The sequence below is a fragment of the Roseivirga sp. BDSF3-8 genome (assembly GCF_041449215.1).
GTDB lineage: Bacteria > Bacteroidota > Bacteroidia > Cytophagales > Cyclobacteriaceae > JBGNFV01.
In genome coordinates this window covers 2342825-2363082 of sequence record NZ_JBGNFV010000001.1, presented here as the reverse complement: position 1 = coordinate 2363082, position 20258 = coordinate 2342825, and the positions used below count along the sequence as shown (strand labels likewise).

Genomic DNA, 20258 nt, shown 5'->3' with positions numbered 1-20258 from the left:
AGCTTTAGGGCATAACAAATTTTATTTCCCCGAAAGTTACTAATTACAAATGTCTCTGAGCGTGTGGCGTGCCTTTTTTTCAATGTTTGAAATGGCGCACCCCGGTAAATACCATGGCCATGTTGTTTCTGTCACAAAAACCAATGGAATCTTCATCTCTTATGCTACCTCCGGGCTGTACTACCGCGGTGATGCCTGCCTCATGTGCGATCTGCACACAGTCGGAAAAAGGGAAGAAGGCATCGGAGGCCATAACGGCACCCTTAAGATCAAAACCAAAGTTTCTGGCCTTTTCTATGGCTTGCTTAAGGGCATCGACGCGTGAGGTCTGCCCTACGCCACTGGCGAGCAACTGGCCCTTTTTAGCCAGCACAATGGTATTGCTCTTAGTATGCTTTGCAATTTTTGCAGCGAACACGAGCGCCTGGGCTTCATTTTCGTCAACCTTACGTTCAGTCACTGCATTAAAATCATCGGTACTCTCACTACTAAGGTCACGATCCTGAACAATAGTTCCGTTAAGAATACTCTTATGCTGTTTCTTAGTTTCCAGCCCTTTATGTTGCTGCAAAAGAACGCGGTTCTTCTTGCCCCTGAGTATTTGGAGGGCGTCGTCGTCAAAGCCGGGGGCGATTAAAACCTCGAAAAATAACTTATGTAATTCCTCTGCGGAATCTTTATCAATTTTGGCATTGCTGACGAGGACTCCGCCGAAGGCTGAAACGGGATCAGCGGCGAGTGCATTGGTGTAGGCTTCCTTAACGGTGCTTCCGTGGGCCACTCCGCAGGCATTGGTATGCTTGAGTATGGCAAAGGTGGTGGTGTCAGGAAACTCCTCTATCAGGGAGACGGCTGCATCTATGTCTACGAGGTTGTTATAGCTAAGCTCTTTCCCGTTAAGCTGTGAGAACATGTCCTCCAGGCGGCCGTAAAATATGCCTTGCTGGTGGGGGTTTTCTCCGTAGCGGAGTACGCGGCTGGTGCGCTGGCTGTTCTTGAAGCGGGGGAGCTTATCTCCTTCGTTGAAGTAGTTGAAGATGGCGGTGTCGTAGTGACTGGAGATGTCAAATGCCCTGGCAGCGAGGTATTTTCTATCCTCAATGCTGGTGTGGCAGTTCTTTTCTTCAAGGATGGTCTGGAGCTCGGCATACTGCTCGCGTGAGCTTACTATGGTGACATCTTTGAAGTTTTTGGCGGCGGCGCGGATGAGTGATATGCCTCCGATATCTATTTTCTCGATGATGTCCTGTTCTGCGGCTCCGGACGATACTGTCTCCTCAAAGGGGTAGAGGTCTACGATGACGAGGTCTATCAGAGGTAGCTCATAGGTATTGATGTGCTGGGTGTCCTCCTGGTGGTCTCTTCTGGCAAGTATGCCGCCGAATACTTTGGGGTGCAGGGTCTTGACTCTGCCGCCGAGTATGGAGGGGTAGTCGGTGATGTCTTCGACAGCCGTAACCTTAATGCCCAGGTCCTCTATAAAGGAGCGGGTGCCACCGGTACTGAAAATTTGTACTCCGGCAGCATCGAGTAGCTTTACAATAGGCTCCAGATTGTCTTTATAATAGACAGAAATTAAGGCGGATTGTATTTTTTTTAGAGACATGGTCGGGGAGTTTTGTCAGGGCGTAAAACTAGAAATTTTTATAAATTATTCTCAATGTAAGTCTGTATGACTTGAGGATAATGGCGATGTTCCAGCGCCAGCACCTTAGCGGCGATGTCTTCGGGCGCATCGGCGGGCTCAAGGTCGGTAGTGGCCTGAAAGAGTACCTTGCCTTCATCATACTTTTCATTTACGAGGTGTATGGTCATGCCGGACACGGCCTCGGCGGCTTCTTTTACGGCGCGGTGTACATTCATGCCGTACATGCCTTTACCGCCGTACTTGGGCAGGAGGGCGGGGTGAATGTTGACAATCCTGTCGGGATAGGCGCTGGTGAGGGAGTGGGGTACCAGCCATAGAAAGCCTGCGAGGGCTATGAAGTCTATTTTAAACTCCCGGAGCAGGTCGAGCACCCGGCCGTTCTCGTAGAGGTCTTCCCTGGTGAAGGAGAGGGCGGGTATGCGCATGTCTTTAGCATGCTGCATAACGGGGGCGTTGGGCTTATTGCTCAGGAGCAGGGTGACACTAATTTCAGGATGGTCTTTGAAGTGTTCGAATATCTTCCGGGCATTGGAGCCTGAACCGGAGGCAAATACGGCGATCTTATGCATACAGCGGATCGGGTTTGGTCATCATTAATCAGCTATTAAAAAAATATCATGCTCAGTATACCGCTTAGCATCAATAGCTTGCAGTAGGTACTGAGTGTACCGAAGGCGCGCCTGGTATCGGCATACACGAGCTTGTATACGAATAGGGTAATGGGCACGATCAGTAATAGAAAGTATATATTGAGCACAGTGTTTTGCAGATAGGAGGCCATGTAAAAAAGAATGAATATAAAGAGGCCACAGAGGACATAGAGGAAGCTTTTGGTCTTTCTCATGCCCCAGACTATGGGGAGGGTCTTACAGCCGAAGCTTCTGTCGCCGCGTACGTCTTCAAGGTCTTTGATGATCTCTCTTACGAGGGTGATGGAAAAGGCGTATATGGCGTAGGTGGTGATGAGAAAGGGGTGATAGGGGTAGTGAACGGCTATGACGAGGAGGCTGGCTGCGGTGAGGAGTGCCACGGTGAAGTTGCCGACAAAGGCAATGCGCTTGAGCTGATTGCTGTATAGCCAGAGGAGGAAGCTGGAGGTAAGGTGTATGAGGCCTATCTGCCAGGAGACGAGTATGGCCATAGCGACTCCGGCAAAATTGAGTATGGTATGGGCGAGCATGGCTTTGCGCCTGGTGAGGCCTTTGCCTATGACTACCTTATCGGGCTTATTGATGTAATCGATCTTGACATCATAGTAATCGTTTATGATGTAGCCTGCGGCTGCGATGCAAATGGTGCTGAGTGAGATAAGGAAGAGGTCGGGATCGAGGAGGTAGCGCTTCCACTGTGGGGGCTCGCCTGCGAGAAAGAGGGCGGCCATGTACTGGGTAAGGACTATGATGCCGAGGTTCTGCACGCGAATGAGGCGCGCGACCATGTGCCAGAAGCCCCGGAGCCCCGGGTCTGCAGGAGGCTCAGGGCCAAAGGATTTCCTCTGGTCGCTATGGGGGGCGGCCATAGGGGGGTGTGCCTTGGCGGTGGGGCTTTTTGTCACATTCAAAAATAGAGGTATGAAACGGACTACACCAACAAAAGCGGATGATTCTATTAAAAGTTTCTGGCTGGCTTACTCGTGGTGATGGGTATAGGTCTGCAGGATGTCTTCACTGATGAGCTTATACAGCCGGGCTTTATCGGGGCTTTGGTTAAGAAAGTCCATGTGTTTGGCAATAGTTTGCCGGTCACCGCGGCGGGCAGGGCCGGTCTGGGCCTTTTCGGGGGAGATCTCGAGGCTATTATTAAGCGTTTCCCGTATGAGGGGCTTAAGCATGTCGAGTTTGAGGTCCTGGCCCTGGAGTATCTCGGCACTGGCGCGTAGCATGTGGTTGGTGAAATTACAGGCAAAGACAGCGGCTACATGAAGACTGAGGCGGTCACGGCTCTCTACGCGGTAGACTTTCTTACTGATGGAGTGGGCCATATTGATAAGGTATTCCTCAGCCTCCTCATTAGTGGCCTCAATGCACACGGGTATGCCTTCGAAGTTCACATCCTTTTCCTTTGAGAATGTCTGTATGGGGTAAAATACTCCCCTGGCCCAGGCACCGGGATGGTCAAGGACATCTATACTAAGAGCGCCGGAAGTATGGGCAAGCAGGGCGCGCTCAGGTAATATGAGGCGGCTGACGAGCTCGGGGACGGCGTCGTCGCTGCTGGCAATGAGAAATATGCGGGCGGTGCTTTCGCTGAAGTCAAGGGACTCTACAGGGGTGGCGGATTCGAGCCTGGTGGCAAGCTTTTCTGCATTCCTGATATCTCTGCTATATACTTCACGGACTACATGGCCTAGCCGCTCAAATGCGGGGGCGACATGCCAGGCAAGGTTGCCTGCGCCGATAATGGTGAGTTCGTACTTTCCTGCCATAAGTGGTAGTTGTTTTAAAAAATGACACAGTGGACTCTAAAAAAAGAGGCCTCAATATAATGAATGAATTTTGAAGGAGGGAATGGGGGAATGATTGAGTAATAGAGTTACAGAGTAATTGAGTGGGGTGGGTAATGAATGAATTTTGAATGAGGGAATGATGGGATTGTTGAGTAATTGAGTTGGAGAGACGTAGATTGATGGGGATGAGGATGGCAGGGTAGTTAATGAGTGAATGATTGAGTAACAGAATAATAGAGTAATTGAGTGGGGGGTTTTGAGTTTTGAGTGTTGAGTGTTGAGTTGGGGGCGGTAGATGGATGGGTTGGTGGATGGCTGAGAAGTTAATGAGTGAATTTTGAATGAGGGAATGAGTGAATGATTGAGTAATAGAATAATAGAGTAATTGAGGGGGGTGGGTAATGATGGAATTGATGAGTAATAGAGTGGTGAGTATTTAGTGGTGATCAATAGTTATTGAATGAGGGGGGCGGCGTTGAAGTGGATGAGGATGGTGCCTTTTTTGTCGGGGTGCATGGTGAAGGAGATGCTGCCGCGCTGGAGGGACATGATGTGGCGGGCGGCGGCTGCGGCGGTCTCGGGGGACTCGGCACGTGGATTGGTGTGGCGCAGGAGGTCGGTGCTGTTGAGCAACTCGAAGTTATGGGGGGTAAGAAGACATGGCTGGCAGTCTATCTGTAAGGCAGGGCTTTCAGGGTGGCTGTCAGGTATGCTGAAGGCGATATGGCCCCCGGCCGCGGTGATGCGTATAAGCTGGAAAAGCAGGGAACGGATGAGGAGGCCGGTAAGGAAGGGGTCGGCCATGGGCCGGGGGACATCCCGGGGGGTGGCGGTTATGGTCACTTTATGCCGGGTGGTATAGCTGGCAAGGGCGTCCACGCTAGTATTTAGCAGGGCATAGAGGTCCAGAGGAGCGGGCTCTGCCTGAATGAGGATGCGCTGGGCGTATAGCCAGTCGAGGGACTGGAGTAGCTGGCTTTCATATTGCCTGAACTGTTGGGCAAGGCCGGTCAGGGTATCTCCTACCCTGCTGTCGTGGGTAAGCTTCTCGAGCTGATGGCAGGCGGCATCAAAGCTACGCCGGACGGGGCGAAACTGAAGATCCAATAGAATGGTCTCTATCCGGCTGATGTCTGTAAACCGCCTGACTTCTTTGTGCTCTTTATGATAGGAGGCGTATTTCTCTCTGACCTTTTGGCGCATGGTGATGAGGTCTGCGGCTATATCAAATACGAGGTCGTTCTTCCTGCCTTTGTTAAGCACTTTGCGTACGTAGCTGACATTGAACCCGGTGATGCGGGCGATCTCTTTAATGTCACCATGTCCGACAAGTCTTTCCTGGAGGCTGGTGGTATCACTCATTATTACTGTGCTCTGTTATTATTTATCTGCTGCGGGCCAAAGGTGCTTTAGGGGGACCGGCAGCCAAAAGGCCACATCTACGACCCACATAAAAGCAACAACTAATTGCCATATGTGAATTAATGAATATTAATGTTGCGTGAAAAATAAATGAGGCGCATATATACACGGGAATCAGATAAAAGGAGGAAGGGGGGCAGGACTGGCCTCTATTAGGCTCATGGATGCCTTTATAAGGGGCATAAAAAAGGCCACCCGGGGGCGGCCTTTTTGCATAGCAATGAATGTAACGCTTATCCGGGCATTCCAGACACAACCTCTACTTCATACTCGGTGACGTTACCGGCATGATCCTCGGCTATAGCGGTAGCATAGACGGGGGTACTGGTGACATCAGCGGTGAGGGTGTAGGCATAGAGGGCGCGATCATCGGCCAGGGTGGCATCGCCTTCCTGGAGGGTGTTACCCGCCCCATTATGAAGTCTGACTTTAAGGCTTTTAAGCTCAAAATCATCGTAGGCAAGAACGAATATGCGGCTACCGGTGGTACCGTCATACTCATCGAGGCTAATGGTCTCGATCTTAGGTGCCTTAAGGCTGTCACGTACCGCCATGTTATAGGCGGATAGCCTGGTGCCTGCTGCGGCGTCTTCGTAGCGTTCCCTCAACTGATCGTTCTGCAAGGCAAGCTTAGCATATACGGTAGCGCGGTTAAAGCGCTCCCGGTGGGCTATTTGCCGGTCTGTAGCGGGTACGCTACTACTGGAAGGGCGCCCGCTTACGAGGGTGCGGCCCATTCTTTGCCTGTACACGATAGATCCTTTGCGGGCTGCGCCACTAGCGCCTTCTACCCAAACGTTGTCTTTAATAATTGCCATTGTTTTTCATGTTTATTTATGTGTGAAACAATGATGCAATTATAGGCCAGGTGGCGCACAATGAGCGACTTGTGTAATAATATAGTGTTTTTTTACACTGGCATTCTGCGATAAATGGACCTAAAATTTACCTATTTAAAATTGGAAATACCTGTTTTACAGATACTTAAAAACAAGAATGGTATTGGAAAAATAAATTGAGAAATTACCGGACGGAAATTTTTTGTATAAGATAGGTACATGTAATGTTTTGCCCATATACGTAAATAAAATGAACTGGTTAAATGCAATAAATTGACATATAGATCATTATGGAGCGTTACAACCTGGACAAGGCGGTGAAAAGGTTACGTAATGTATAATAGGCTATAAGCACAAAAACCCGAACCATTACGGTCCGGGTTACATCACCAGCTATGAATAAAAGATATAATATTATAGACCTGTCATATTACACAGGCGGGGGTGTCAGGCTCAGGGTATGTACAGCAAAGGGTATAGGTCATGCGAAATAACTGGTTCATGGAAATGCAACTGAAGGGCTGATAAAGCAACTCAATCGCTATCTGATACAATAGTACGAACCTCCTGTTACTTTTCAAAATATTTACGCAACATTTTTATTGTTTAAACATCTTATTAGCACATGTGAGTTGCATTTGCTGTCGCCTGACTGTTGCGTTGTCTTATCAAAAAGGCTAAAAAAGCTATATTTGCCAGGAATGGAAAGGCTACAGGAAAACATCCGGATACTGCGAAAGCGCAACGCCCTGAAACAGGAGGACGTAGCCGGATACCTGGGCATTACGCGGGCGGCGTATGGTATGTACGAAACGGGCTCGCGGGATGTGCCGCATGAAAAGCAGGTGCTGATCGCGAAGTTCTATGACATACCTCTACATGAGCTACAGGCGGGTCGTATAGAAAAAAACGTACGAAGCGCAGGGGCTAATCCGGGAGTGGCCTCGCTGCAGAGTGACGAACTGATGCAGCTAAATAAGATGGACCTGGTGAGCCACTGCCTGGCGCTGCAAAAGGAACTGGATGTGGCCCGCAGCCGCAACCAAAGGCTGGAGCAGGACCGCGAGGAGATCAAGCGGGTGCTGAGGGGGCTGATGGAGAGGTAGGCAAATTATGGTATGATCAAAACTATATTTTTCACACCTTCCAAAAATGTGGGTTCATGTTAAGAAATTGATACCTTGCCACATAGAGATAAATTGACTGTTCGGGAACTTATCAAAGATGAAGCGAAGATCTGAAACGCGAGATGCCAAAAACCCTAAGATTCCTCATCTTTTGAAGTATATGGGTTCAAAACGGGAGATAATTGATTTTGTAAAATCTTCTGTCGATAGACTTAACGTCAATACAAATTGGTTTTGTGATCTTTTCTCAGGGACAGGTGTAGTAGCTGGATCTTTTAAGGGGATATACAATATTCATGCAAATGACATCCAAAGCTATTCTGCCATTCTCGCTCAAACCTATCTATTAAATTTAAAAAATACAGTAAGTCCACTAGCAGTTAAAGAGATACATAGCAAATTATTAGAGCGCCTTTCTCATTTTCATTCTAAATACCCTTTTAATTTTGACTACAGTGAAGCTACCAGTTTGAATGACTTTGTAGAGCTCGAACAAGCTCAGCAAAACCTGATACAAAAGACCTTCAAAGATGATTTTCATTTATTCACCAGATACTATTCAGGGACATATTGGTCTTTTGAACAATGTATGTGGATAGATGCAATGCGTGCCATAGCTGAAGAATATAAGGACAAACCACACTACTATGTAATCTTATCCTGTTTGATTTTTTCAATGTCTTATACTTCTCAAAGTACAGGACACTATGCGCAGTATAGAGATGCTAATACTGAAAGTTCCATGAATGATATTATCATCTATAGGAAGAAAGACTTATGGCCTTATTTCGAAAGAAAATTTATAGAATTAACTACCTCCATAAATGGAGGTGCCTCTGAGTTCAAGACCACCACATTAGATTACATCGACTGCCTCCGAATAATTGAAAAAGGATCTATTGTGTATGCAGACCCACCTTATCAGTCAGTGCATTATTCACGTTTCTATCATATATTAGAAACCCTTGTAAGGTATGATTATCCAAAGGTCCTTTTTAAAGGGCGTTATAGAGATGATCGCCATCAATCTCCCTTTTGCAAGAAAAAAACGGTAGAGGGTGCATTCACGCATCTATTTGAAGGTGTAAAATTTAGGGATGCTCATTTGGTGTTAAGTTACAGCGATACCGGCATGATATCACTAGAGGATATTCTGAACATTTCAGAAAAGACGCTAAATCAAGGTTATGAAAGGCAGGTCCTTGATATTGACCACATTCATAGTAAAATGGGGCGAAGTGACATTAGACATCATGATGTGAAAGAATACGCTATCCTTTTTAAACGTATTTAAATGGCAAAGCTTAGAGACATTTCCAGCTTAACAGCTTCTTGGACAAAATACAGCGCTGTCCAAGTGTTAAATAGTATTTCGAGTGAGGAAGAGCTTAATAAATACCTTAAGAAGGAAGTTGAACTGGATGAACCTATTCTTAGGAAATTCCTTGGAATAAAAAAGCTCTCAGACCCCATTCCACAATATTGGTTGGATCTGCAAAAATACCCTAACCAAAAACGCCTTTTTGGACTTCTAGCAGCAATTTTCACTCATTATCAGAACATCGAGGATTTTGCCGAAATTCATTCAACTGGTGATATGAAAGGGGTTCTAATAATGCAAAGAGGAAAGAATTATACCAACCTCAGGAGTGCGTTGGTCGAATCTGGCGCTGCTCCTAATAGTTCTAGGCGAAAAGATGAGGTTCCTTATGATCTGACCCCACTATATGAGAGAGGAGCGGTAGGGAAGTTATTTAAGCAATTACTCTTCGAAAGGCTGAGCAGGGTTGGCTACACAAAGAAAGAGTTAGAAAATGATTTTTATGCCATTTGCTATGGGCACAAATTTCATAATGCAATTAGCCTTACCAAAGAGGCATTTAAAGACTGGTTAGAAGGAAAAAGCTTAATAGATAGTAGCTTAAAATACAATCTTGAACAGTTAAAAAAGTATCAAAAAATACAAGCATTTAGGGTTAATCAGTGGCTCTCCGAATGGAATACTATAGAGTTTAACTCAGATGAACTAAGGGCCAAGCCAGAACCGAATTTCTACATGTTTAAGATGGATGCACGTTTATTGAAACGTTTGTCAGATGTTCATCGAAGAAAAGCAGAGAAATCGCGGTCAGAGGATCATAATACCCAAAGAGCACATAGTACCTCTCGATCAGAAGAGATTCATAATTATATACATGGAGGTTTTCCTTGGTCAACTATCTCGAGAAACCAACAGGAATCGTCTGAATACAGAGATTTGAAAATGCCAGGCATTCTTCCTACAGCCATAATTGCAAATATTCTTGGACCAGAAGCCGAAAGAGGTTCTAGTATCATGAAGCAGTCTGATTTAATCAAAGTACCAAATACAGATGCTGACATAATCGAGCTAACTCTTCCAGACGATGTTTTTAATGAAGAATGGGACCCTGATTTGAAACCCATGGAAATTATAGATGGGCAACATCGCTTATGGGCTTTTGATGAAAACGAAGAAGTTAATGGTAGTTATGAACTACCGGTAGTCGCATATTATAATCTAGATCGAGCTTGGCAGGCTTATTTGTTTTATACTATTAATATCAAGCCTGTAAAAATAAATACTAGTTTGGGGTATGACCTCTACCCACTATTGAGAACCCAAAAATGGCTAGAAAGCTCCAAGGAAGGTCTTATTTTCTACAGAGAAAATAGGGCACAGGAGCTAGTTGAAGCTCTTTGGTCATATAAAGAAAGCCCATGGAAAAACCGTATAAAGATGCTTGGCGAAGGAGATGGTAATATAAGCCAATCAGCATTTATTCGTGCATTAACAAATTCATTTTTCAAGAAAACCGTTGAACAAACCTCTCGGGGAATGGGTGGTCTATTTTCCGATATTATTAAGCATGGCCAAAAAATTCAAGTTATCACGTGGAACCGAACCCAACAAGCTGGATTTCTTATTCTTATATGGGACTTAATTGCCCATTCAGTTGATGAAGATAAATGCAAAGAAGAATGGGCTATTAGCATTCGAAAAAATGAAAAAAGGGAAGACTTTGTAGATGTTTTAGATCCTGCTTTTACCTCAAAAAACTCTCTCTTATCGAGAGATCAGGGCGTTAGAGGTATATCAATGTTTGCCAATGACTTTTTCTATTCTTTGGCGGATTCAGATGAATGGAATTTGAATGAAATTGAATGGGAAGATGATCTGGATGATAAAGCAATCGAAAGTGAAAGTATTGATAAAGCGATCAGTGAATTTAAATCACATTCTTTATATACGGTAATGCAAGCTTTTGCCAAAGAAATTCCAAAATTAGATTGGCGAACAGCTTCAGCAGACTTTGCTGACAATCCAGAACAGAAAGATAAACAAATGAAATACAAAGGAGGAAGTGGCTACAAAGAGGTTTGGAACTCCTTAGCCCAAATATTTATGAAATCTTCTAATAATGTTATTAGAAAGCAGGCAGAAAAGCTAGAACAATTCATTCGATGAAATAATGGCATTGCAAAGTTTTATTGACAGCGCCTCCAGCATCCCTGTAATTGATGGGGCGAAGGAATTGAAAAAGTCCCACATCGTTAATGGAAGATTGATTGATCCAAGTAATCCATTGTGCATTAATGCGATGGACGCTGTTAAAAACCACTTCAAACCTACTGGAACCAATCTTAAAATCAATGAAATAACAACCTACCTTTCAGCATCTTCATTACTCCACCTACTTGATGGATGGGTTTATTTGTCACATGCAATTGAAAGTATTTTAAAAGGTGATAATGGAATCCCTGTCCACCTTGGGTATTATGCAGAGTTGAGAGCCTCAATGTCATTCCTGGCCACTGAAGGGGTTGGAGTCTTTAATTTCGACCATTTGAATATAGGCTCAAATTTTACTGTCTCAAAGAACCCAAGTATTGCTAGACAAGACGGAACACACCAATTCGTCTGGAATGCAATTGAAAAATGGTCAAAATCATCGAATAAGCCAACTTTAGACATGCTTCAAGCATTTATGGTTAATGGTAAAACATTTGATGAATGGCTAAATGCATTCCCTCATGCTACACTAATTACGGGATCGGCTCTAGTGATGAGATGGTTAGCCCAGTGGAATTTTGATGTTAAATCCTACAGAGATGATCGGCAAAAACGTAATGAAGTAAGTTATCGGCCTAAAAGAATAACCAGTAATACTGGTGGATTAAACTTGCACAGCGTTATTAGCCATTTAAGTACTTTCTGGGAGCTTTTTGAACCTGAACAAACAAATAGGTTTCATCTACTGGATAAATTTCTTTTACGGATTTTGTTACAAAATTTATATAAATCACTTTCCCCTACTATCCGCAACAATAACTCACTTGAAGATTTAATTAAGGACACCTTCAATAATTTGGGCTTGAGTCATTCTAGTTCCCTCATTAAATTTCTATCTGATAATACCCCTATTTCCCATCCGTTATTTACCGAAGCAAATAATCATGCTGTTAATCCAACGACAGGATTGCTTAACCCACTCTCAGTCGTTGCGAGAGCAACACTAATGCTTAGAATCGCTACTGGAAATGTATCAATGATTTACTCCAAAGCTGGAATATCAAAAGCAGATTTGGACTTTTTGTGGGATAATTTCGGAATTGAAAATGGATTCTGGCAAAACGGAAATATACCGGAGGATTTTTGTGACATGTGGGAAGATTTAAAAGAATACATTGATGAGGTAGCGGAATGGGGAGCAAAGAAGGGCACAACACTTACTTTGGCAGAGTTATATGAGGATTATAAGATACCAGGTGCTATGAATTTTTACAAACAGTTTCATAGAGCTGGATTATGGGGCATAGCAATTTAGAAGATAATTCCAATTCCCCGATTTTTAATTATCTAAAAGATACCATGGCAGTATTACCCAGCTTCAATCCTATCAATATAAATAAAGAGGAATTTTTGTACTTCAAAAGAACCGAGATCCGGTATCAGCTTAAGCTTACTGGTGAAAATAGTAAATAACCTTTCTTGAACTGCCCTCCCCTACTCCAGCTCAAAGTGGTTTCCCATTCTTTTATGGTGCGCTAGTGTGGTTGGTCCCGGTTTTTAGTAAGGGGGAGTTTGTAAAGGCGGAAAATGACACCTTGAGGATGGGGGAGTAAACACCGGGTAGCAGCCGGCCAGCCAGGAACATTCTGCCGGAGCCCTGCATGGCTGCTCGCCGGAAGCCGGCCCGCCCCTGGTTGGTGAATTTCTTCGAAATTTCTCCAACCGGTCCCCGCCGGATTGCCGGACCACCAAAGGGCGGGGAATGGCTAACATTCTATTTTTTTTAGCCACTTACACTCTTACCTACGGGCTTAGGCTGCGTGCCTACGGCACTTATGGTTGGTTTGCATTATTGGCTACAAAGGCAGCGCCCCGAAGGGGCTGGCCTATGTTAGGCACAGGTGATTAAGGCGCCGAATAGGCCGCGCTGGCAAAATCTCATCACCTGGCTCAGGGTAGGATGATATAATGAGGTGAAAATAATAGGCCGAAGGGGCTACCCTGAGGGGCCGGGGATGCCGGACCACGAAAGTCGAACCTCCGGAATGCCGGCCCAGCGGGATGCCGCCCAGCGGGATGCCGCCCAGCGGAATGCATTAGAAGCTGCCGTAACTGACTGCTTTAAAAAGCATTCTGCCAGTACCTCCGAAAGTCGGACCACCGAAAGTCGGACCTCCCCGAAATAAAACCCGCCTTCGCGTTTTTTGATCCCCTCTCCTATTACCACAGGAGGGGAATTTTAGTGCTTAGCTTGAGGATATTCACCCCGGGAAGGGCAATTGCTGGCTGGGCTGACGGTTTTGGTGTAAGGGTGAGGGTTCAGGTTTGGGTGTGGTCGCTGTCGAGGTCGAGGAGGTAGCCGATGCGCTCGCGCATGTAGCGGACTTTGTTGCGGTAACGGATGGTGTAGAAGGCGAACTGCATGGCGGCGAGCAGGGCAATGCCTCCGAGTATGATGAAGGCGAGCTGGCGGTTATTGGCGGCGCGGCGCTCTTCGAGGTTTTGCAGGCGGGCCTCGGCGGCCTGGTAGCCTTTTTGGGCATGCACGCGGGTGACTTCGGCGCTCTTGTCGTGCTGGCTGAGGCGGTCCCTGAGGTAGGTGATGTCTGCACCGGCCATTTCGGCTTTGAGCAACTGGGCGAGGTCCTGCTCACGGATGGTAAGGTCTGGGTGGGCGAGTACTTCTTCTACGAGGGTGGCAGCCCGGGGGGCATCGCCATGGCGATAATAGGCTTCGGCGAGGTTGATTTTAGCCATGGTCATTTCCTCAGTGGCAAGGGCCTCTTCAAGTATTTGAATTGACTCCTGATAAGAGGCTACCTGTATCAATGCAAAGCCCAAATTAGTTTTGACCTCTGTAATGATGTGGCTATTATTATCCGTCTGCGCAATTGATTCTAATACATCAATGGCCTCTTGAATATTTCCCTTATCGATATAGCAATTGGCAATCCAGTTTTTAAGGTCTAATACCTGCTTTGAGTCTGCGGGTAACAGCGTGATGGCCTCATTAAAGGCTTGGATGGCTTCGTCGTATTGCTCATTGTATCTTAAGCATAGTCCTTTAAGCCAAAGCACGTCTAATTCACCGGGCAGATCATTTAATACAGATAAGGCCTGCTCATAGGAAGCGCTATAGTAATAGGCATAGGCCAGGTTATATCGTATATCTTCCTGAAAGTTTCCCTCTTCTGAAAAATTATCTGCAAGCTCTAAATTCTCAATCGCTCCGGGAATATCTTCTGCTTCAAGAGCTGTTTTTCCTCTTTGAAAGTGGGTCTTGGAAAGGTCTTCTTCAGTCTTATCAATATCGGTACAGGAAAACATTACCCATACAAATAGAAAAAAAATATAGCGTGGTCTCATTCTTATTTAGCTAGTTCAGTGGTCTATGGCAGGCGTATCTTAATTAGTCGACTCTTCCTCTTCAGTGCCTCCCTGTCTAATCGGCGGTTCGGTGCCGACGGTTCCCCCATCGGCTACAGAAGCAGTCCGGTATGGGTCTGTGGATTCATTTTTGGCCCCTCCGTATATGCGGGCGGGGTGAAAGGCATACTGTTTTAGTGCGGCTTTCATCAGGATGTCAGTATTCTATTTGGTGATGCAATTGGGGTCCTGTGCCATGCGGGCAAAAGGAACCGGTAGGCAAGATAAGCATTTTGAGTAATAGAATGATAGAGGAATAGCGTTACAGCGTAATGAGTGAATTATGGAATGATTGAGTAACAGAATAATTGATTAATAGAGTTGTGAGTTGGGGGTGTTGAGCTGGGGTGTTGCCGGTAGAGGCGCGATTGATCGCGGCTTGTGGCGGATGGCTGAGAAGTTAATGAGTGAATGATAGAGTAATTGAGTTACAGAGTAATTGAGTGGGGAGTGTTGAGTTTTTAGTGTTGAGTTGGGGGTGGTAGATGGATGGGGTGGCGGATGGCTGAGAAGTTAATGAGTGAATGATTGAGTAATTGAGTGGGGAGTGTTGAGTTTTTAGTGTTGAGTTGGGGGTGGTAGATGGATGGGGTGGCGGATGGCTGAGAAGTGAATGATTGAGTAATAGAGTTACAGAGTAATTGAGTGGGGAGTGTTGAGTTTTTAGTGTTGAGTTTTGAGTTTTGAGTTTTGAGTTTTGAGTTGGGGGGGGTAGATGGATGGGGTGGCGGATGGCTGAGAAGTTAATGAGTGAATGATTGAGTAATAGAGTTACAGAGTAATTGAATTATCTGTTTGGGGAGAGGGGTTACGGGATTAACGAATGACTCTGAGGTCAAACCGGCCATCGGTTACCCGTAGGGTATCGCAGGTCTCGTTCACGGCGGTGTATTCAAAGGTACCCGACACATATTTCTCAAAAGGATTGTACTCCACAATCTCCACCCAGCCCTCGATATTGTCCCAGGCGCGGTAGTCGCAGTAAAGGCTATCATACCTAATATTGAACTGCATGTCTGAGTCAGGATAATTAAATCTTACTTCTTCTTTATTATAAGGTTCAATAGCTAAACCTACACTAGCATTTTCATCCCTAAAATCTGCTCTAAGAGATATTTTATCAAATACACTAAAATCAGCCAATGCATTGGGATAATAACTCACAAAAGCCTCTCCATTTATGAGGCAGCCAAAGGTGCCTTTGCCTTCGGTGGTAAGCGGGGGCAGTTGCTCTATGGGGGGGATAGGTGCGGGCCTGGGGTTATCATCATCGCCTCCGAACAGGAAGCAGCCGGGGAGTATAAGCAAGGCGACAATGAAGCAGATGCTGGTCAATCGGTGCATGGCTATGCTGAATTAATCGTGGTAAATATACGGGTATTTTTCCAATAGGTAGGACAAGGGAAGGAGGCAACCCCCTGCACGCTGTGCCCGGGGCCACCTCCTTTTATCTGCCTGTTGTTAGTCTATAATAAGCTGCTCGGTCACGGAGCCGCCCTTCCACCATAGCTCGATGGTGTACAGGCCTGCAGGCAGGCCGCTCACATCCAGGGTGCTTGTGCGCTCGTGGTTCTGCTGCTTTAGTACCGTCTGCATGCGGTTATCGCGTATCCGCACGCGGTAGAGGTTACGGCCGGGCTGCTGCTGCGCCTCCGGCGGAAAGCGTACGGTAATCATATTCCCCGCCGGATTAGGATAAAACTCCGGCAGCACGCTGCGCTCGGTGGGGTTGCCCGGCCCTTCGCAGGGGTCTGTGACCGTACCGCAGGGCTCAGACGAACCTCCGCAGCTATAGCCATTGCCGCTGACGCATACATCGATGTAGTCGGTGGCGAAGTTGCAGCCGTTGCGCAGCTTGACCATCACCCGGGCGGGGCCGGTGGTGGTGGGGGTGATGTTGGCCTTCCAGCCCAGGTTTTGTACCTGCCAGCCTTCGGGCACCAGCCACTCGTAGCTTTCTACATTACTCACGGCAGAGACGTAAAAGGTGGTCTCGGAGTCCAGCGACAGGGTACTACTGCCCTGCAGCTCGCCGCTCAGGGCCTGCTGGTCCAGGTCGCCCACGGTGAGGTGGGCAACCGGGGTGCTGTAGATGCCGCAGTCGCCGGCATCCAGTTCTACGGTGACGGGGTAGCTGAGGCCGGTCATGCCTTCGGCGGTACGTACGGTGAGGGTATTGCCGCTTTCGGCGATGACCTCTAAGCGCTCATCGGTGATCCAGGTGAGGGGAAAGCCGAAGGGGTTATTGACGGACAGGGTGACCTCATCGCCGCTGCACACGGTGCCGGGCAGGCTTACCTCCGGCCGCCAGCCGCAGCGGCCTGCGCAGGGCTGGCCGAGGCTGAGGCCTTCCAGCTCGTCCGCCAGCCACCGGCCTTTTGTCTGGGACAGCAGCAGGTGGGGCTGGTTGGTGACGTTCTCGGTAATGTAGTTGACCATGGGAGTTTGCAGGCCGGTGGGCATGGCCGCCGTACCGCTGTAGCGCAGGTAGAGCGCCTCCTGCGGGGGCAGGCTGCCGTCCGGCTCCTGCACGTCCAGGGCGCTTACGGTAGGCACAAAGCTGAACTCGGTCACGGGCAGCAGCTTCAGCACCTCTTCGGGTACTTCCTCATCCACGGCGCTCATGCCCATGGTGCCGCCGGGGGCATTGTCCAGCGGCAGCATGCCGGCCTTACTGTCGATGTTCACGTCCGTTAGCGCCTGGCTCACGGGTATGGTCCACAGGATTTTTTTCTCCATCCATACCTTGTTGCGGTATATGCGCGCAGGGCCGTCATCGGGCAGGGCATTGAGTTTGATGTCCCACTTCAGGTCGTTTTGGGTGGTCACCGGCCCCAGTACAAACAGCCCAGGGCGGCTGGTGAGGGGCGTCAGGGCCGTACCGAGCAGGTTCCACAGGTAGGGCAGGCTGTAGGTGCCACTGAGTTGAAAAAGGGAGGTGCCGGCGGCAAAGGCCTGGCGGTCGCCGCACTCATGCCCGTTAGCCAGGGCGACCATGCGGGTGCGGGCGGGATCTACAAAGGGATACTGCCGGGTAAACTCAAGTCCCCGCAGGTCAATGGGGTCGGCATCGAGGGCCACGGTGTTGCCTTCGTTACGGGCCTGGTAGCGGAGCAGGGAGTTGGCGCCGTAGGAGTTCAGCACGTCCATGCCCATTTGTATGGCGGGGAGCATTTCGCGTACGACCAACTTTTTGCCGATGAGGCCGAGGGGCCCTACTTTCAGCTTGAGGCCGGCGACGTGCTTGAGGCCGAGCTGAAAGGCGACAGGTATGTTTGCTCCCTGGTAGGGCACGTCATTATTGATGAAGAGGCTTATCTGGTGGTCGTAGTCCTTCTCTTCGGCGAGGAGCATGGCATTGGCGCCCTGTATGCCGCCCATGCTCAGGCCCAGCATGACGTTGGGCTCGGTGCTGCCGGCAGCGGCTTTGTCGTCGTTGACGGCCTGTATCACCTGCAGCAGTATGTTCATATTGGGGCTGTAGATGTCGCTGCCGTCGACCCAGTCCACAAACACGATGTCGTAGCCGTTCTCTTCCAGAAAGTCGGAGAGGCGCTGACCGGGATAATCCAGATTAACAACTGCAGAAACCCCGCTAGGCTGCTCAAGAAAATTGTCCACGTCATAATTCTGGGTGGGGTCGTCCGGCGCGATCAGGTGCCAGGGGTCGAAGCCTTCCACCACAATAAAGGGCTTGCGCAGCACGCCGTCATTATTGGCGTATACGCGGGTGACGACGGCCTCGGGCTCCAGGAAGCTGAAGACCTCCACGTCGCGGGGGTTGCCGGCGTATCGGGTGGCGGGGGCGCTCTTGGCCAGGGCGGGTACCCCGCTTATCTGCACCTGGGTATAGGCCTCGCGCAGGGTGCCGTCGGCATGGCTCATGCGCAGGCGGATGTCCTTGCGGCCGTCGGCCCCGTACCAGGCAGCCACGGGGCTGTTCCAGCTAACGGACCGGTAGCCGCTGCCGTCGCCCAGGTCTACGCTGAGGGCGGGAAGGGGCGCGCCGGTGTTAGTAAAGTAAAGGCTGTCCACAAACACAAAGGTCTGGGAGGGGCCGCGGAGTTGGTTGCGGCGGGGGACCATGGCCACGGCGTGGGCGGTGGTAAACGGATTGCCCTGCTTATGGACTACCTGCTCATTGACAATCTCCACATAGCCTCCCGGCAGGCCATCGGTGCGGAAGCGCTGGTAGGCATAGTCCATCACGGGCATGGTGACCGGGCTGCTCACGCCGTTATCGCCCAGGGTTTCGGTGACGGCTATGGCACTCTGCATGATGCGCTGGTGCACCACGGCGGGCTCTTCCATGGTATAGCTGCTGAACTGCATGCTGTACAGGGAGGCATAGAGGGCCTGCCAGCCGAGGTAGTCGGTGGCGGCGGTAGTGCCGGGCTGGCCCTGGTAGGGGGCCACATCGGCGAGGTTATAACCATAGTCATAGAGCAGGTTACTGGGCACATAGGCCGGGTCTACCTGCGCAAAGATGTGGCGCATGCGGTCGTGCACCTCATCTTCTGCCTGGGCCAGGGCGCTGAGGCTAAAGCACAGCCCGGCCACCATAGCCAGCAGGCTACGCGTTACGTTTTTCATAGATATTATTGTTTGTTGATTGCTGGTTTTAGAAAGGGGCTAAAAGCGAGGCACGTAATCAGCCAACTACTCAGAGAGAAACAGCGAGGTGAAAATTGTCCCTGTTAATGCGTGGTAAGGTTGGACACCTCTATTATTAACGAATGACCCTAAGGTCAAAACGGCCATCGGTTATACGCAACGTATCACACTGATCATTGACAGAGGTAAACGCAAACGTACCCGAGACATATTTTTTAAAAGGGTTATACTCTTTAATATCTATCCACCCTTCCACAAAATCTTCAATTTCGTAATAACACCGTGGATGATTTAAATCAAACCTAGAAAAGGTGGCTGATGAATCTGGCAAATGAATTAGTCCTTCTTCTCTATTATAATTTCCTAACCCAATAGTTAAAGCACTTTCTGGCCTCTCATTATAGGCATGAAATGCAATAAAATCTATCGTACTATAATCCGCCAGAGCATCCGGATAATAACTCACAAAAGGCTCTCCGTTTACGAGGCAGCCAAAGGTGCCTTTGCCTTCGGTGGTGAGGGGGGGCAGTTGCTCTATGGGGGGGATAGGTACGGGCTTGGGGTCATCGTCATTGCCTCCGAACAGGAAACAACTGCTTAGCATACTGCCTGCCAGGCAGATAAGGAGGTACAGGCTGGTCTTCTTTATCATAGCTTATTGGTTCTGAGGTAAATTTACTCATTTTTTTTTCAATAGAGTTGGGGAGTGGTTAATGAGTGAATGATAGAGTAACAGAATAATAGAGTAATTGAGTGGGGGGTGTTGAGTGTTGAGTTTTTAGTGTTGAGTTATGAGTTGGGGGGTGGTAGATGGATGGGGTGGCGGATGGCTGAGAAGTTAATGAGTGAATTTTGAATGAGTGAATGATGGAATTGATGAGTAATAGAATTATTGATTAATAGAGTTTGAGTTGGAGAATGGTAGACTGACGGAGATGAGGTTCAATAGAGTTGGGGAGTGGTTAATGAGTGAATGATAGAGTAACAGAATAATAGAGTAATTGAGTGGGGGGTGTTGAGTGTTGAGTTTTTAGTGTTGAGTTATGAGTTGGGGGGTGGTAGATGGATGGGGTGGCGGATGGCTGAGAAGTTAATGAGTGAATTTTGAATGAGTGAATGATGGAATTGATGAGTAATAGAATTATTGATTAATAGAGTTTGAGTTGGAGAATGGTAGACTGACGGAGATGAGGATGGCAGGGGT

At 48.0% G+C, this 20258-nt stretch carries 15 protein-coding genes; 4 read left to right on the top strand and 11 right to left on the bottom strand.

The window, feature by feature from the left end; all coding sequences use genetic code 11:
• Nucleotides 1-79: 79 nt before the first annotated feature.
• From purH to AB9P05_RS09725, 6 genes are all read right to left on the bottom strand, one after another.
• Nucleotides 80-1606: a bifunctional phosphoribosylaminoimidazolecarboxamide formyltransferase/IMP cyclohydrolase gene (gene purH, locus AB9P05_RS09750; RefSeq protein WP_371908636.1), complete on the bottom strand. Its 1527-nt coding sequence runs from the start codon at nucleotides 1604-1606 to the stop codon at nucleotides 80-82.
• Between the two features lie 38 nt (nucleotides 1607-1644).
• Nucleotides 1645-2217, bottom strand: a complete 573-nt coding sequence (locus tag AB9P05_RS09745) for a phosphoribosylglycinamide formyltransferase (protein WP_371908635.1) — start codon at nucleotides 2215-2217, stop codon at nucleotides 1645-1647.
• Nucleotides 2218-2252: 35 nt separating this feature from the next.
• A complete protein-coding gene (locus AB9P05_RS09740; RefSeq protein WP_371908634.1) occupies nucleotides 2253-3203 on the bottom strand; it encodes a geranylgeranylglycerol-phosphate geranylgeranyltransferase in 951 nt (316 codons plus the stop codon).
• Between the two features lie 72 nt (nucleotides 3204-3275).
• A complete protein-coding gene (locus AB9P05_RS09735; RefSeq protein ID WP_371908633.1) occupies nucleotides 3276-4073 on the bottom strand; it encodes a Rossmann-like and DUF2520 domain-containing protein in 798 nt (265 codons plus the stop codon).
• Nucleotides 4074-4547: 474 nt separating this feature from the next.
• Entirely contained in the window at nucleotides 4548-5456 is a 909-nt protein-coding gene (locus tag AB9P05_RS09730; RefSeq protein ID WP_371908632.1) for a hypothetical protein, read from the bottom strand.
• A gap of 293 nt (nucleotides 5457-5749) precedes the next feature.
• Nucleotides 5750-6334: a hypothetical protein gene (locus AB9P05_RS09725; protein ID WP_371908631.1), complete on the bottom strand. Its 585-nt coding sequence runs from the start codon at nucleotides 6332-6334 to the stop codon at nucleotides 5750-5752.
• A gap of 722 nt (nucleotides 6335-7056) precedes the next feature.
• Here AB9P05_RS09725 and AB9P05_RS09720 point away from each other — a divergent pair.
• The 4 genes from AB9P05_RS09720 (at nucleotide 7057) to AB9P05_RS09705 (ending at nucleotide 12329) form a co-directional block, all read left to right on the top strand.
• Nucleotides 7057-7461: a helix-turn-helix transcriptional regulator gene (locus tag AB9P05_RS09720; protein ID WP_371908630.1), complete on the top strand. Its 405-nt coding sequence runs from the start codon at nucleotides 7057-7059 to the stop codon at nucleotides 7459-7461.
• A gap of 118 nt (nucleotides 7462-7579) precedes the next feature.
• Nucleotides 7580-8776 (top strand): DNA adenine methylase, encoded by a 1197-nt coding sequence (locus AB9P05_RS09715; protein ID WP_371908629.1) that lies wholly within the window; start codon nucleotides 7580-7582, stop codon nucleotides 8774-8776.
• Entirely contained in the window at nucleotides 8777-10969 is a 2193-nt protein-coding gene (locus tag AB9P05_RS09710) for a DGQHR domain-containing protein (RefSeq protein ID WP_371908628.1), read from the top strand.
• Nucleotides 10970-10973: 4 nt separating this feature from the next.
• Nucleotides 10974-12329: a hypothetical protein gene (locus AB9P05_RS09705; RefSeq protein WP_371908627.1), complete on the top strand. Its 1356-nt coding sequence runs from the start codon at nucleotides 10974-10976 to the stop codon at nucleotides 12327-12329.
• A gap of 1004 nt (nucleotides 12330-13333) precedes the next feature.
• Here AB9P05_RS09705 and AB9P05_RS09700 read toward each other — a convergent pair.
• The 5 genes from AB9P05_RS09700 to AB9P05_RS09680 all read right to left on the bottom strand — a co-directional run bounded on the left by AB9P05_RS09700 (nucleotide 13334) and on the right by AB9P05_RS09680 (nucleotide 19706).
• On the bottom strand, nucleotides 13334-14380 hold the full coding sequence (locus tag AB9P05_RS09700) for a tetratricopeptide repeat protein (protein WP_371908626.1): 1047 nt from the start codon (nucleotides 14378-14380) through the stop codon (nucleotides 13334-13336).
• Nucleotides 14381-14419: 39 nt separating this feature from the next.
• A complete protein-coding gene (locus AB9P05_RS09695) occupies nucleotides 14420-14590 on the bottom strand; it encodes a hypothetical protein (RefSeq protein ID WP_371908625.1) in 171 nt (56 codons plus the stop codon).
• 666 nt (nucleotides 14591-15256) lie between these two features.
• The gene (locus AB9P05_RS09690) at nucleotides 15257-15784 is read right to left on the bottom strand and encodes a hypothetical protein (RefSeq protein ID WP_371908624.1); all 528 of its coding nucleotides are present in this window, start codon (nucleotides 15782-15784) and stop codon (nucleotides 15257-15259) included.
• Nucleotides 15785-15901: 117 nt separating this feature from the next.
• Nucleotides 15902-19033, bottom strand: coding sequence for a T9SS type A sorting domain-containing protein (locus tag AB9P05_RS09685; protein WP_371908623.1), 3132 nt, complete (start codon nucleotides 19031-19033; stop codon nucleotides 15902-15904).
• Between the two features lie 136 nt (nucleotides 19034-19169).
• Nucleotides 19170-19706 (bottom strand): hypothetical protein, encoded by a 537-nt coding sequence (locus AB9P05_RS09680; protein WP_371908622.1) that lies wholly within the window; start codon nucleotides 19704-19706, stop codon nucleotides 19170-19172.
• Nucleotides 19707-20258 lie beyond the last annotated feature (552 nt).